Consider the following 14343-nt stretch of genomic DNA (forward strand, 5'->3'; position numbering starts at 1 on the left):
CCGTTGAGATGGTTTACGTCGGTTTGCGCAGCACGTGGCACACGTTGCTGCCGCCGAAACCGCTGCTGTTATTCAGCACGACGCGCGGCGCTTCTTCGAGCGAGGTGCGCGGCAAATTCAAACCCGCGCACGCGTCGTCCGGCTCTTCGAGATGCGCCGCACCCGGAATAAATCCTTCCGCAATCGCGAGCGCGCAGAAGGCCGCTTCCATCACGCCTGCCTGCGAGAGCGCGTGGCCGGTCAGGGCTTTCGTGCTGCTGATTTTGGGAAATGCGTTGGCGGTGGAGAACACCGCTTGCAAGGCGAGCGCTTCGGAACGGTCGCCGGCCAGGGTCGAAGTGGCGTGCGCGTTCACATAATCAACCTCGCCGGGCGAAATGCCGGCATCGCGCAATGTCCGCGTCATCGCTTCGCGCAGCCCGGCGCCTTCGGGATGCGAGATCGCGACACTGTGGCCGTCACCGGCTTGTCCCCAACCGGCGAGTTCGGCGTAGCGTTTGGCGCCGCGACTGCGCGCGAGCCCGGCTTCCTCGACGATCATCACGACGGCACCGCCCGTGCCCACGAAGCCGTTGCGCTTCTTATCGAACGGACGCGACGCTTCCGTCGGCTCTGCCGACGTGGAAAGCGTGCGCAAGCTCGCGAACGGCAGGATGCTCTCGTCGGTCACATCCTCGGCGCCCACGACGATCATGCGACGCTGACGCCCGAGCCGAATCTCGTCCATCGCGTAGCCCAGCGCGTGACTCGACGAGGCACACGCCGAGACGAAACCGCACACCGCGCCAGAGATTTTATAATGCGACGCGAGGTTGAAGTTGAGGGTGCCGGCGATCGACGAAACCAGCCCCATCGGATTACCGCGTTCGCCCCGCGACGCGCGCATCTGTTCGAGAAAGTTTCCCAACAAAAACGGCGAGCCGGCCGACGCGCAAAAAATCCCCGTCGCGCCGTCGGTCAAATCACCGCGCTGCAAACCGGCATCCGCGAGCGCCTGCTCCAGCGCACAATAAGCATACACGCCATGCGGCGGCAGTCCGCGCAGGAGTTCGCGATCGATTTCATAACGCGAGGGCCAGCGCCAGTCCCGCCAGCTCGCAGACGGGAAGGAAAAATCTTTAATCGTCCCCGCTAGTTTCACCGGCAGCGTGGGATTATTGAGAAACACCACCGGCTCGAAACCATGGCGCAATTCTTTCAAACTGCGCAGGACCGCGTCCCGATCGTTGCCGATGCTGGTGATAAATCCCAGGCCTGTGACTACGGGCAGGAATGCCATATCGCCGTCAGTGACTCAGGTCGCGCCGCGCTCCGACACTTTGCGCCGCACGAAGCCGCGCAAATCGTCCAGTGTGCGCACTTGGATGATTTCTTCGTTCGCAATGCGGATGCCCAACAAATCCTCCGTAAAGAAAACCACTTCCGTGATCGCGAGGGAATCGAAGCCGAGGTCTTCCATCAAGCGCGAGTCGCCGGGCACTTCTGCGAGCGGCTTGGCGTGTTGCTTGGGGATAAAATCTTCGAGGATCGCAACGATGACGGGGTCGAGTTGCTGCACGTCGCCGCTTTGTTGAAACGTTTTAAACGCGTGCTGCGCCGCCTCGGGTAAATGCCGCAGCGCTTCGTCACGGTCGGCTTCAGGCGCACGCTCGGGGTTGAGAGAGTTACTGGCTTGGGTTTGCATGGTGGTCGGCCCGGAAATAAAAGTCGGTTCGCGTCAACCGGCCTTCACTGCGGTGTATTCACTGAACAGGCCCATCATGCCTTTGCGCTCCACTTGCACAAGCCCGACCGCCTTTAAAGCCTCCACGACTCGCTCGGGCGGCACGCAGGCGTCCATCGTTTCCCAGTAGTAGCGCATCATGTCCTTCGCATCGCGGCTGCGGGTGAAAAGTCCGCTGAGGAACGGGTAAACCCGACCGAAATACACGCGGAAAAAGAACCCTGAGATCGCGCCTGCGGGTTTAGTGACTTCGAGGATGAGGAGTTTACCGCCGGGTTTCAGCACACGGCGATATTCGGCAAACGTCGTTTCGAGATCGCTGACATGACGCAGCGCGTAACCCATGGTGAGAAAATCGAACGTGTTATCCGGCAAAGGCATGGCCTCGGCGCGACCTTGGACGAAGTGTGCATCCAGTTTGCCTTTCGCCACCTCCAGCATGCCGGAACTTGGGTCGAGGCAGGTAATATCCTTCGCCGAGCCCAAAATCTTGGCCGACTCGACCGCCACCAGACCCGTGCCGCAGGCGACATCGAGCAGCTTCATGCCGGGCTTGAGTCCGTGGCGTTGTTGCACCCATTTCCGATAACCGGCACCGCTGCGTAAAAATCCCCAATCCACCACCGAGTCGTAATGACGCGCTCCTTTATCAAAGAGGCGATCAACGAATTCTGGCTTGGCCTCAGGAGACGCATATCGCTCCGTCAAAGTCGGGTGGGGATGCACGGTGATGGCTTGGTTGCTGGGGAACGTTTTGGCCAGCCGAAATACGCATTTCTACGTATCCCGAAAAGCACTCGCGTGCGGGCTTGCCCTCCTCGGGCTCATTCTCTTGGTAAAAGCCCCATGTCCGCGCCCTCCCCCACTTCCGCCACCGGCACGTCTGCCTTGCGGGGCGGCGATCCCGCCGCGAGTTCCAAGGGCGAGCATTACCGCTGGGTCAAAGAAACCCGTTTCGGCCACTGGTTTCTCGGCACGAATGTCTGGAGCCGTTACGTCGTGGATGTCGCCCTGCGCAACCTCGCGTCGTTGCGGCCGGTTGATGCGCCGCGTCCGCAAATCGTGCTCGATGCGGGCTGCGGCCCCGGCGTGTCGCTGCCGCTGCTCGACACCATTTTCCAGCCTGAGCAAATCATCGCCCTCGACATCGATCCAAAGGAAATCCTGCGCTCGCAGCGCATGGCCGCGCAGTGTCGCGCCCGCGTCGAAATTATCCGCGGCGACGCCGCCTCGCTGGCGCTGCCCGACAACTCGGTGAATCTTTTGCTGTGCCACCAATTGCTACACCACGTCGTGGCCCAGGAAAAAATCCTGCGCGAATTTCACCGGGTGCTCGCGCCGGGCGGCACACTGCTGGTCGCGGAGTCCTGCCGTGACTTCATCCACTCCGCGCCCGTGCGCCTGTTGTTTCGCCACCCGAACCACGTGCAGCGCACGGCCGGCGAATACGAGCAGTTGGTGCGCGCCGCCGGATTTATTTTCACCGCGGAAAATGTTTCGAAGTCTACGCCGTTCTGGACGCTGCCTGACTGGGGCTTCCGCCAAAAAATCGGCCTGCAAAAAAAGCCCGCGCAACCCGAACCGACCGAGATTTACATTGCGGCGACGAAACCGCGCACCTGAGTTAGCTCCATGGCGATGCGTATGAAAATCCTTGGCAGTGGCAGCTCCGGCAATTGCGCCGTGCTGTGCAGCGAAGGCTCGCGCGTGCTCATCGACGTCGGTTTCGCGCAACGTAAACTCCGCCAACTCCTCCACGACGCCGGCGAAGCGCTCGAAAAAATCGACGCCATTTTCCTTACGCACGAACACGGCGATCACGCGGCGGGCATCGACGCGCTAAAAAAATTCCCGCACATCAAGCTCTTCGCGAACTCCGCCACCGCCGCCGCCGTGCAGAGCAAATTGGACTTCCGCCCCGAGTGGCAGCTTTTCCAGACCGGTTCGCGTTTTCACTTTCGCGATCTGGAAGTGGAAAGTTTTCACGTGCCACACGACGCGCAAGAACCGGTGGGTTTCACGTTTTCGCACGGCCACGACGATGACCTTTTCACCCCCCGCCGCCGCATCGCGTGGCTCACCGATCTCGGTCACGCACCCGCGCATATCCCCGAGCGCATCCGCGACGTCGACGTGCTCGTCGTTGAAGCAAACCATTGCCCGCAGATGCTCGAAGCCGACGTGCGCCGCCCGTGGAGCACGAAGCAACGCATCAGCGGCCGCCATGGTCATCTTTCCAATCAACGGATGTGCGAATTGCTCGCGAACGTGACGAATCCGCGCTGGCGTCACGTGTTCCTCACGCATCTGAGCCGCGACTGTAACAGCAATGCGGCGGTCGAAACCGCGCTCGCCCCGCTGCGCACGCGACTCACGTGCCAGTTCTCCGTCGTCGCCGCCGGCGGCGGCAGCGAGTTGTTGGAATTTTAACCGCATTCCCGATCGATACTTGGAGGCGGGGCCCTCAGCCCCGTCAGGCAAAATACTCGCCGCAATTTGTAGGTTACGCACTCGCGCGCAACGTGGGCTGCAAGCCCGCCACCTACATAAACCAGAGCCTTCAAAAAAGCCCGCCATCCCTCATCCGAGGGGTTCAGCGTCATAGTTTACGGGGGTCGCCGGAGTTTCTTTTTGCCGCGCGGCTCGCTTGATGCTCCACTGAAGGCGCATGTCTACGCCGACCACGTTTCGCCGCACTAAGATCATCGCAACGCTCGGGCCCGCCACGGAAAGCGAGGAGATGCTTGCCAAACTCATCCGCGGCGGCGTCGACGTCATTCGCCTCAACATGGCGCACGCGAAACATGAATGGACGCGCACCATCATTCGCCGCATCCGGCAGGTTTCCCAACAAATCGGCCGCGAAGTCGCCGTCATGATGGACATCAAGGGTCCGGAAATTCGCACGGGCGATCTGACCGTGCCGATCGAACTGCAACCGGGAGAAATTTTCGATTTCACCGTCAAACCCGACCCGGAACGCGGCGCGGAAATCCGTTCCGTCGACGTCAATTACCAGAATCTCGTCAACGACATCAAAGTCGGCGACACCGTCCTCGTCGACAACGGCCTCATCCGGCTCGAAGTTCTCTCGAAGGATCAGGCGCATATCCGCTGCCGTGTGCTCACGCCCGGCCACCTTTCGTCGCGCCGGCACATCAATCTCCCCGGCGTAAAAGTGAACCTTCCGGCCTTCACGGAAAAAGACCGCGCCGACACGCTCGTTGGCCTCGAGGAAGGCATCGATTTCGTCGCGTTGTCCTTCGTGCGCGAAGCGGACGACGTGCTCCAGCTCCGCGAATTCCTTAAAAAACAAGGCTCGCGCGCGCGCATCATCGCCAAGATCGAAGACCAGTCCGCGATCGATAATCTCGACGACATCATTCGCGCCACCGACGCGCTCATGATCGCCCGCGGCGATCTCGGCATCGAGGTCCCGCTCGAAGAATTGCCCGTCATCCAGCGTCGCGCCGTGCGCACCTGTCTCGCCATCGGTCGCCCCGTGATCGTCGCGACGCATATGTTGGAATCGATGATTTCGCAGCCTGTCCCGACGCGCGCGGAAATCACCGACGTCGCCAACGCCGTCTTCGAACAAGCCGACTGCGTGATGCTCTCCGGAGAAACCACCGTCGGCAAATACCCGCTCGAATGCGTGCAGGTGCTCGACACGATTTCGCGCCGCATCGAACACGAACTCTCCGCCGATTTCCCTGAGCCCACGGTGTTCGTTTCCGAACGCATGAAAGTGCTCCGCTCCGCGATTGTCATGGCCAACGAAATCAAAGGCGCCGCTATTATCGCGTTCACGCGCATCGGCATCACCGCCGCCGGCCTCGCCGCCCATCGTCCGCCGAGCGCACCGATCATCGCGTTCACCGATTCATTGGAAACGCTCCGCCACCTCCGTCTCGTGCGTTCAGTCGAGCCCTACTTGATGGATTTTTCCACGGATCCGGAAGCGACCATCACCGGCGCCGTCGAGCTGTTGCGCGCCAACAAACGCATCGTGCCCGGTGACAAACTCGTCATCGTGTCCGACATGGTCGCGAGTGACCAACGCGTGGACAGCATCCAGCTCCGCACGGTGCAGTAGGGTGGCTTGCTTTTAGCTCCAGCGAAAGCGCCCACCCTCGATGTCATCCTGAGCACCGCAAAGGATCCCTCAGTGCGCTCCGCCGCAGAGTCTCGCAAACGCTGAGGGAGTCGAGCCAGCCCGCGCGCTAGACATCGCGCAGCTCAGAATGACAAACCGTTTAGTCGCACCGTTCATCCGGCGCAGTCACCACTCACCCCGCTAGGGGAAACCCTGACCACATCGCGCTCGCATCAGGCGCGGGGATTATTTTCAATCGCAGCTCCTGCACGTCACCCACGTCACCGAGCATGAAGTCATTTTTCACCCTGATCCTGTTTGCCGCGTTAACGCTGGCCGCTCACGCGGCGCATTTCCTTCCGGCTGATGCGATCGACGTGGCCAAACTCCTGCCGCCCCCGCCGGCCCGCGACTCGCTCGTGCAGCAATCCGAACTCAGCGTGCTGTTCGCCCTGCAGCAAAATCGCACCCCTGAGCAGATCAAACGCGCCCTCCACATCCAGGAGGAAAATCTTTTCACCTTCACCGGCGAAGTCGTCGGACCGTGGTTCACCCCGCAAAACCTCCCGAAGACCGCGGCGCTTTTCAAGGAAGCCGGCGACGATTTCTACGCCATCAACCGCGCTTCGAAAGCCCTGTGGAATCGCTCGCGCCCGCCCTTCGTCGATCCGCGCATCAAACCCGCCGTGGAATTCTCTGACTCGCCCTCCTACCCGAGCGGCCACGGCATCCAATGCAGCATGTGGGCTGTGCTGCTCTCGGAATTGTTTCCCGAATACAAAACCGCCCTTCACGCCCGCGCCGCCGACACCCGCTGGTATCGTTTGATCGCCGGCGCGCATTACCCCACCGACGTCGAAGCCGGTCGCATCCTCGGCGAAGCCATCGCGAACGCGCTCTTGAAGGACAAAAATTTCCGCCTGCGCCTCGAAGAAGCCCGCCAGGAAATCGCGCCGTTTCTCCAAAAGAAAGCCGCGTAAAGGCGGGTGTCATTCTTCGCGCCCGCGGCTTGCGTAACTCCGCTGGAGGTTGCGAGCTTGCTCGCAACGCGGCGCGCTCGCCCACCACCGACACACATCGGTCAGATCCGCGGCAATCCGTGGTTAAAAAATTCTTCGCCCTTGCACAGCGCAATCGATCGCAGCATCGCCTCACTTGACGCGCACGGCATCTTTTGCACTGTCTCCGGCCATGTCCCGTTTCGCTCGTGTAATGTTGTTCGCGCTGGTGGCCCTCTGGCTGCCGGCGACGTTGCATTGCCGGCTCGAAGCGTCGGGACTCATGGAATCTTCCGCCTGCGCCTCCGAGCACACTGCGGAAAAATCCACTGACGAGTGCAACGACACGATTTGCCCGACGATCGAAGGCGCGATTCTCAAGGAATCCGCGGCGAACTTAACCGTGCTGGCTCCCGTCGTGCACGAGTGCCTGCTCCTGCTGCCCGCTTTCACGATTCTGTCCGGCAACGACGCCGAGTCCTGTCTTTCCCCGGAACGCTTTGCCCCGCCCCTTGAATTATCGGCGCGGTGGCAATTTCTCACGCGCGCGGTGCTGCCTGCCCGCGCCCCTGGCCTGAACGCCTAACGCGACGCCGGCTTAGCCGGTGATTTGCGCACACCTCCGCTTCCCTCGGGAAGCTTGTCCACCGGCGCGTCTTCGTGTCCGCGTTTCTCGTTCCACCCGTTCAGCCATGAAATTTTTATCGCTTCCACTTTTCCTTTTACTCGCGACGCCGTTGCTCCCGTCCGACGACCAGGCGTTGTCATTCGACGACGCCCTCGCCCGCACCGCCGCGCGTAACCCGCACTTGCTCGCCCTCTCCGGTAATGAACGCGCCGCCGCCGCGCTCATCGAGCAAGCTGGCGTGCGTCCCAATCCCGTCCTCGGCGTCACGCTCGAAAATTTCGCCGGCACCGGCACCGCACGCGGTGTCGATTCGCTCGAGAGCACCGTCGAGATTTCCCAAACGCTCGAACGCGGCCGCAAGCGCTCAAAACGCACCGCGCTCGCCACGCGCGCCCACGAAGTCGCGCTCGCCGAATTCGCGGTGAAACGCGCCGACGCCCTCGCCGCCACGGCCAGCGCTTACGTCACCGCCGTCGTCGCGCAACAACGACTCGCGCTCGCCGCACCACCGCTCCAACTCGCGCGCGATACTCTCGCGGCCATCGAGTCGCGCGAACGCGCCGGCGTCGGCTCCCCGGTGGAGTCCGCCCGCGCCCGCGCCGCGTGGGTGAACGCGCAAGCTGAGTTCACGCGTCGCGAAACCGCGCTCGCCACCGCCCGCGCTGCGCTGGCCGCGCATTGGGTCGGCGACGCAAACGAGGTCAACACGTTTCACGCTCCACTCACGATTCAGCCGACTCCACCCCACTTCGACCCGGCCACGAGCCAGCTCGCCACGCACCCGCGCCTCGAGTGGCAACGCGCGCTCGTCGCGAACCGCCGCGCCGCGCTCGAGTTGGAGCAATCTCAGTCCACACAGGATGTGAGCGTCGCCGGCGGCGTGCGGTTTCTCCGCGAAACCTCCGACGCCGCGCTCGTCGCCGGGATTTCCGTGCCGCTGCCCGTGCGCCATAAAAACCAGGGTAACATCCGCGCCGCGCGCGAAACGCTCGCAAGCGCAGAACTCACCACCACCGCGCTCGAAACCGAATTGCGTATCGCCGCCACCGCCGCCTGGCAGGAACTCGCCGCCGCGCACCGTGCCATCACAAGCCTGCGCCGCGATGCCCTACCCGCCACCGAAGAAGCGCTCGCCGTGGTGCGTCGCGCTTACACCGAAGGCCATCTTCCGCTGATCGACGTGTTCGATGCGCAACGCGAACTCGTCGCCCTCCGCCGCGAAATCCTCGATCAGGAATCCGCCTACGCCCACGCGCTCGTGCGCTTCGAAGCGCTCACCAATCCCACGTTTCCCGCCACCCGCCAGCTTCTCGCCCAGCCATGAAATTTTTCCCTCTCCTTTTGCTCGCCACTACCCTGCCGCTGCTCGCGCAACCCGCGACCCCGTCTCCCGATTCCGCCGACGCTGCAGCCGAAACCACCCGTCGCGCCAGTCTCGTCGTGCTCGACGCCACCGCGGTTAAAAATCTCGGCCTCCTCACCGAAGTGGTTTCGCCCGGTGATTTTCAAGAAACCATTTTCGCACTCGGACGCATCGATGTGGTGCCCGGACGCCGCGCGGTCGTGAGCAGCCGCATCGCCGGGCGCGCCGCCGAAGTCCGCGCCATGCACGATCACGACATCGAAAAAGGCGAAATCGCCGTCGTCGTCGAAAGCCGCCAGTTCGGCGAGCCGCCTCCGCGCATCGAGTTGGCCGCACCCATCAGCGGCATGGTGAGCGCGGTGAACGTCGTCCCAGGACAACCCATCGAGCCAAACGACGTGTTGATCGAAATTCTCGACCTCGACTACGTCTATGCGCTCGCGCGGGTCCCCGAACATCTCGCCGCCAAACTCCGCAAAGGCCAGCCGGCTCGCATCACCGCTCCCGCCGTCGCCGGCCCGGCATTCGAGGCGACGCTCGAACACCTCGGCGTCCTCGCCGATCACGAAAGCGGCACCGTCGAAGCCGCCTTCCGCGTGAAAAATCGCGACCTCGCACTGCGCCCCGGCATGCGCGCGGAGTTCGTGCTCGTCACGGAAAAGCATTCCGCCGTCACCAGCGTGCCGCGCACCGCCGTGCAAGGCGAAGGCGCCAGCCGTTTCGTTTACGTGAAAGATTTCGATCTACCCAACGCGTTTCTGAAAACGCCGGTCGTGATCGGCCGCAGCAACGACCGCTCCACCGAAATCGTCAGCGGACTTTTCCCCGCCGACGAAGTCGTCACGCGCGGCGCGTATTCGCTCGCGTTCGCTGGCAGCGGCAATCTTTCGCTCAAAGAAGCGCTCGATTCGGCCCACGGCCACGCGCACAACGCCGACGGATCCGAAATCAAATCCGGCGCGGTAAAAAATAACGCAGCCGATTCCGACGACCACGGCCACGCGCACGGCGAAGATGCTGCCCATTCCCACGAACGGCTGTGGATGATCGTCAGCGGCGTTCTGCTAATCGCACTCATCATCGTCAGCGTGCGCCTGAAAAAAGCCACGACCGCCCGGAGAAACTGACCATGCTCAACCGTCTCATTGCCTGGTCGCTCGCGAACCGCGCCGTCGTGCTCGGGCTCTCGCTGCTGACGCTTGCCTTCGGCCTGCACGTCGGCTTGCGCCTGCCGGTCGAAGTGCTGCCCGATCTCACGAAGCCCACTGTGGTCATCCTCACGGAAGCGCCGGGCCTCGCGCCAGAGGAAGTCGAAACCCGCGTCACGCAACCGCTGGAAAGCGCGCTCATGGGCGTCGCCGGCCTCACGCGCCTGCGCTCGAACTCCGACGTTTCGCTTTCGTTGGTTTATGCGGAGTTCGACTGGGGCTCCGACCTTCAACAAGCCCGCGTGCTCGTGCAAGAACGCCTCCAAACGGTGCGCGCGCAACTCCCCGACGGCGTGCAACCGTTCATGACGCCCGTCGCGTCGCTCATGGGCGAAATCCTTCTCGTCGGCGTGCGCTCCACCATCAAGGAAGGTAAGCCCGGTTACCTGCCGCCGAGCGAAGTCCGCGCGATCGCCGACTGGACAATCCGCCGCCGGCTCCAATCCATCCCGGGCATCGCAGAGATCCTCAACATGGGCGGCGGCATCAAGCGCGTCGAAGTTCAGCCCGATCCGTATAAACTCGAGGCGCATCGCGTCACGCTCGCGGAACTCGAAGCCGCTGTCGTGCAAGCCGCCAGCACCACCACCGGTGGTTTCCTCACCAATGGCCCGCGCGAAATCATGGTGCGCCAACTCGCGATGACCACCGACCTCGCCGCCATCGCGCGCACCGTCATCAAAGTTGCCGAGCAACGTCCCATCCTCGTCAGCGACGTCGCCACCGTCACCTGGGGCATCGAGCCCATGCGCGGCGACGCCACCGTCAGCATCGCGCCGGAAAAAAGCCCGACCTACGGCGTCATCATGTCCGTCACGAAAGCGCCGGGGTTCGACACGCGCGCGCTCACCGCACAAATTTCCGCCGCGCTCGCAGAATTGAAATCGTCGTTCCCGCCCGGCGTCGAAACCACGCAGTTGTTCCAACAGAAAAACTTCATCGATCACGCCATCGGCAACCTCAAGGAGGCGATTCGCGATGGCGCGATTATGGTGACGATTGTGCTGTTTCTCTTCCTGCTGAATTTACGCACGACGTTCATCACGCTCATGGCGATGCCCATGAGCTTCGCGATCACGCTGCTCGTCTTTCAATGGTTCGGTATCACCGTGAATTCAATGACGCTCGGCGGCCTCGCCGTCGCCATCGGCATGGTCGTCGACGACGCCATCGTCGACGTGGAAAACGTGTTCCGCCGTCTTAACGAAAACGCCAGTCACGCCACGCCACGCCCGCGCCTCGACGTCATCGCCAGCGCCTCCGGCGAAGTGCGCAATTCCATCCTCTACGCCACCATTATCATCGTGCTCGTTTTCCTACCGCTGCTCGGGCTGAGCGGCGTGGAAGGAAAACTCTTCGCGCCCATCGCCATCGCGACGATCATCAGTATGGGCGCGTCGTTCATCGTGTCACTCACACTGATTCCCGTGCTGTGTTCATTCCTGCTGCGGCCCAAAGCCGGTGTGCACCACGGTGACAGTCGCTTCGTGCGCGGCCTGAAACGCGCGTTGCGCGGCTCGCTCATTCGCGTCGGGCTCGATTTCCCGTGGCTCGTGCTCGCCGGTGTCGCGATCGTGATGGTCGCGGCGTTTTCCCTCTACCCGAAAATGGGCAAGGATTTCCTGCCGGCATTTCGCGAAGAGACCGCGCTGATCGCGACCACGGCCGCACCGGGCACTTCGTTGCAGGAGATGAACCGCCTCGCCGACATCATCGAACAACAAATCCTCGCCGTCGCCGGCGTGCATCAAGTCGGCCGCCGCCTTGGCCGCGCTGAACGCGGCGACCACGTCGTGCCGGTTTCCACTGCGGAGTTCGACGTCGATTTCCTCAGCACCTCCGATCTCCCATCTCCCAACTCCCAACTCCGATCTCGGAACGAGATTCTCGCTGAAATTCAGCAACGCCTCCGCACGATTCCCGGCATCTTCGCTGTCACCAGCGGTCCGCTCGCCGACCGCATCGGCCACATGCTGAGCGGCGTGTCGGCGCCGGTCGCCATCAAGATTTTCGGGCCCGACCTCGACACGCTGCGCCGCCTCGGCACCGAAGTGCAGGCGCTCGCGCAAACCGTCTCCGGTTTTGCCGACGCCAAACTCGACCAGCAGGCGACGATTCCGCAGTTGCGCATCGAAGCCGACCGCGAGCGCGCCGCCGCTTACGGCATCACGCCCGGCGCGATCAACGACCAGCTCGCCGCACTCATCGGCGGCAAGGAAGTCGCCGAACTCCGTGAAGGCCAGCGCGCCATAGATCTCGTGCTTCGCCTCCCCGCCGAATGGCGCGAAAGCCCCGAGCGCATCGCGCAACTCCCCATCGAAACCAGCAGCGGTCGTCGCGTGCCACTCTCGCTCGTCGCCGACGTGCGCGAAGCCAAAGGCCCCAATGTGATCTTCCGCGAAAACAGTTCCCGTCGTTTTACGATCGCCATCAAACCAACGGTGCGAGACGTCGGCGCACGCATCGCCGAGCTGCAGGAAAAAGTGGCCGCGCAAGTGAAGTTCCCCGAAGGCTATTTCATTGCCTACGAAGGCGAATTTCAGGCGCAGCAAGACGCCACGCGCCGCATCGCGCTCGCGAGCGCCGCCGTGATTCTCGTGATTGTATTCCTGCTCACGACTTACTTCCAGAGCGTCTGGCTCGCGCTGCAGGTGTTGTTGAGCATCCCACTCTCGCTCATCGGCGGCCTCGTTTACACGTGGCTCAAGGTCGACAACATCAGCATCGCCACGCTCGTGGGTTTCATCGCGGTAGGCGGCGTCGCCGCGCGCAACGGCATCATGATGCTCTCGCATTACCTGCACCTCATGAAACATGAAGGCGAAGGTTTCACGCGCGCGATGGTCGAACGCGGCACGCTCGAACGCCTGCAACCTGTCCTCATGACCGCGCTCGCCGCCGGCATCGCGCTCGTGCCGCTCGTCCTCGCCGCCGACCAACCCGGCAAGGAAATCCTCCACCCCGTCGCCGTCGTCATCGTCGGCGGCCTGATCTCGTCCACCCTCCTCGAATTCCTCGTGCGTCCGCTGGTCTTCTTCCACTTCAGCCGCCGCGCCGCCGAAAAATCCCTCCAACAAAACGCCGCAGCCACGCATTAACCCAAGCCACTTAATTTTTAACCACAAATGGACACGAATTCACACGAATGATGAATCCAACACCTCCCGTTCGACCCAGCTTATCAAAGGCTCATCTTTGTCCGACATTCGTGTAAATTCGTGTCCATTCGTGGTTCTCAACTTTTTCTTTAACCTAAAACAACATGATCAAAAAAATTCTCCTCGCCTTCTCCTTCATCAGCCTCGCGTTTTCCGCTTTCGCACACGGCGACAAAAAAGTCGCCGGACCCAACGGCGGACGCATTTTCGAATCCGTCACGCCGCACGTGGAATTTTTCGTCACGCCGGAACGCAAAATTCAGTTCACATTCCTCGATGAAAACAACCAGGCCATCGCTCCCGGCGCGCAAAGCGTGACCGTCACCACCGGCGACCGCACCAACCCCGTCACACTCACCTTCACCCGCCAGGGCAACGTGCTCCTCTCCGACACCGCCCTCCCCGCCGGCAAAAATCTCCCCGCCGTAATCCAACTCAAACTCACGCCCGAATCCGCGCCCGTCATCGAAAAATTCAACGTAAACCTTTCGACCTACTCCGAATGCCAGCACGCGGAATATGCCTGCACCTGCGGGCATTGAGCTACTGACATTATCCGTTGGTAGGGGCGGTTATCCCTAACCGCCCTTCCCACGCTACGACACGCCGCAATCAAGGTCGGTTAAGGATAACCGCCCCTACCTCAAAAATTCCCAACTCCACAAAAGCCGCACTAAAATCTGCACCGTTGCGCAGCAGCGATTTGCTCGCTGTTCTGCCGCTATGAACCACTTCTCAGTTCGGCTTTTGACTGCGTCTTACTAAAGTTGCTCAACCAATAATCACGCCGTGAAGACTTGTCTTACTTGCGGTCGACAAAACCCCGATGACTGCGGTTGGTGTCCTGAGTGCGGAACCACGCCGCGCCTACGCAAAGCATCTCCGGAAGAATTGCTCGACCGCGTTATCGACCGCGAGTCATTCCTCGAATTCGTCAGAGCGCTGGCCGAGGAGCGAGCGGAAGCCGAGCAGTTGGAGCAAAATGAACCGACGCGATTTAAGCTTGGAGGAGCGCATGATTGGCAGAACGGAAATATCTCCACGTTCCTCTACGCGTCGCTGGAATATTTTACTCCCAAGCCCTTCCATAAGCCGGAGGCCAGCCCGAGTTGGCGGATGCTCGCAGAGATGCTCTATTACGGAAAAATCTATGAGTAGTTGCCTGAAGG

At 62.0% G+C, this 14343-nt stretch carries 13 protein-coding genes; 10 read left to right on the forward strand and 3 right to left on the reverse strand.

All coding sequences use genetic code 11. The features are described from left to right. Positions 1-13 precede the first annotated feature (13 nt). From ACRRQW_RS03725 to ACRRQW_RS03735, 3 genes are read right to left on the reverse strand one after another with little or no spacing between them, the layout of a single operon-like run. The gene (locus tag ACRRQW_RS03725) at positions 14-1279 is read right to left on the reverse strand and encodes a beta-ketoacyl-[acyl-carrier-protein] synthase family protein (protein ID WP_438479912.1); all 1266 of its coding nucleotides are present in this window, start codon (positions 1277-1279) and stop codon (positions 14-16) included. A 15-nt stretch (positions 1280-1294) separates the two neighbouring features. Next, a complete protein-coding gene (locus ACRRQW_RS03730; RefSeq protein ID WP_438479913.1) occupies positions 1295-1684 on the reverse strand; it encodes an acyl carrier protein in 390 nt (129 codons plus the stop codon). A 33-nt stretch (positions 1685-1717) separates the two neighbouring features. Beyond that, the gene (locus ACRRQW_RS03735; RefSeq protein ID WP_438479914.1) at positions 1718-2449 is read right to left on the reverse strand and encodes a class I SAM-dependent methyltransferase; all 732 of its coding nucleotides are present in this window, start codon (positions 2447-2449) and stop codon (positions 1718-1720) included. Positions 2450-2569: 120 nt separating this feature from the next. Here ACRRQW_RS03735 and ACRRQW_RS03740 point away from each other — a divergent pair, with 120 nt between their 5' ends. The 10 genes from ACRRQW_RS03740 (at position 2570) to ACRRQW_RS03785 (ending at position 14332) form a co-directional block, all read left to right on the forward strand. After that, positions 2570-3346 carry a class I SAM-dependent methyltransferase gene (locus ACRRQW_RS03740; protein WP_438479915.1) on the forward strand — a complete coding sequence of 259 codons (777 nt, stop codon included), beginning with the start codon at positions 2570-2572 and terminating at the stop codon, positions 3344-3346. 9 nt (positions 3347-3355) lie between these two features. Further along, on the forward strand, positions 3356-4153 hold the full coding sequence (locus ACRRQW_RS03745) for an MBL fold metallo-hydrolase (protein ID WP_438479916.1): 798 nt from the start codon (positions 3356-3358) through the stop codon (positions 4151-4153). Between the two features lie 238 nt (positions 4154-4391). Further along, positions 4392-5819, forward strand: a complete 1428-nt coding sequence (gene pyk / locus ACRRQW_RS03750; protein ID WP_438479917.1) for a pyruvate kinase — start codon at positions 4392-4394, stop codon at positions 5817-5819. Positions 5820-6109: 290 nt separating this feature from the next. Beyond that, positions 6110-6799, forward strand: a complete 690-nt coding sequence (locus tag ACRRQW_RS03755; RefSeq protein WP_438479918.1) for a phosphatase PAP2 family protein — start codon at positions 6110-6112, stop codon at positions 6797-6799. 211 nt (positions 6800-7010) lie between these two features. After that, positions 7011-7403, forward strand: a complete 393-nt coding sequence (locus ACRRQW_RS03760; protein WP_438479919.1) for a hypothetical protein — start codon at positions 7011-7013, stop codon at positions 7401-7403. A 106-nt stretch (positions 7404-7509) separates the two neighbouring features. After that, on the forward strand, positions 7510-8769 hold the full coding sequence (locus tag ACRRQW_RS03765) for a TolC family protein (RefSeq protein WP_438479920.1): 1260 nt from the start codon (positions 7510-7512) through the stop codon (positions 8767-8769). Beyond that, the gene (locus ACRRQW_RS03770) at positions 8766-9935 is read left to right on the forward strand and encodes an efflux RND transporter periplasmic adaptor subunit (protein WP_438479921.1); all 1170 of its coding nucleotides are present in this window, start codon (positions 8766-8768) and stop codon (positions 9933-9935) included. The genes ACRRQW_RS03765 and ACRRQW_RS03770 overlap by 4 nt, the downstream gene beginning before the upstream one ends. A gap of 2 nt (positions 9936-9937) precedes the next feature. After that, entirely contained in the window at positions 9938-13114 is a 3177-nt protein-coding gene (locus ACRRQW_RS03775; RefSeq protein ID WP_438479922.1) for an efflux RND transporter permease subunit, read from the forward strand. 164 nt (positions 13115-13278) lie between these two features. After that, the gene (locus tag ACRRQW_RS03780; RefSeq protein WP_438479923.1) at positions 13279-13716 is read left to right on the forward strand and encodes a hypothetical protein; all 438 of its coding nucleotides are present in this window, start codon (positions 13279-13281) and stop codon (positions 13714-13716) included. Positions 13717-13963: 247 nt separating this feature from the next. Next, positions 13964-14332, forward strand: coding sequence for a hypothetical protein (locus ACRRQW_RS03785; RefSeq protein WP_438479924.1), 369 nt, complete (start codon positions 13964-13966; stop codon positions 14330-14332). Positions 14333-14343 lie beyond the last annotated feature (11 nt).

Origin of the sequence: Oleiharenicola lentus, assembly GCF_051660365.1 — a bacterium.
Taxonomy (GTDB): domain Bacteria; phylum Verrucomicrobiota; class Verrucomicrobiia; order Opitutales; family Opitutaceae; genus Lacunisphaera; species Lacunisphaera lenta_A.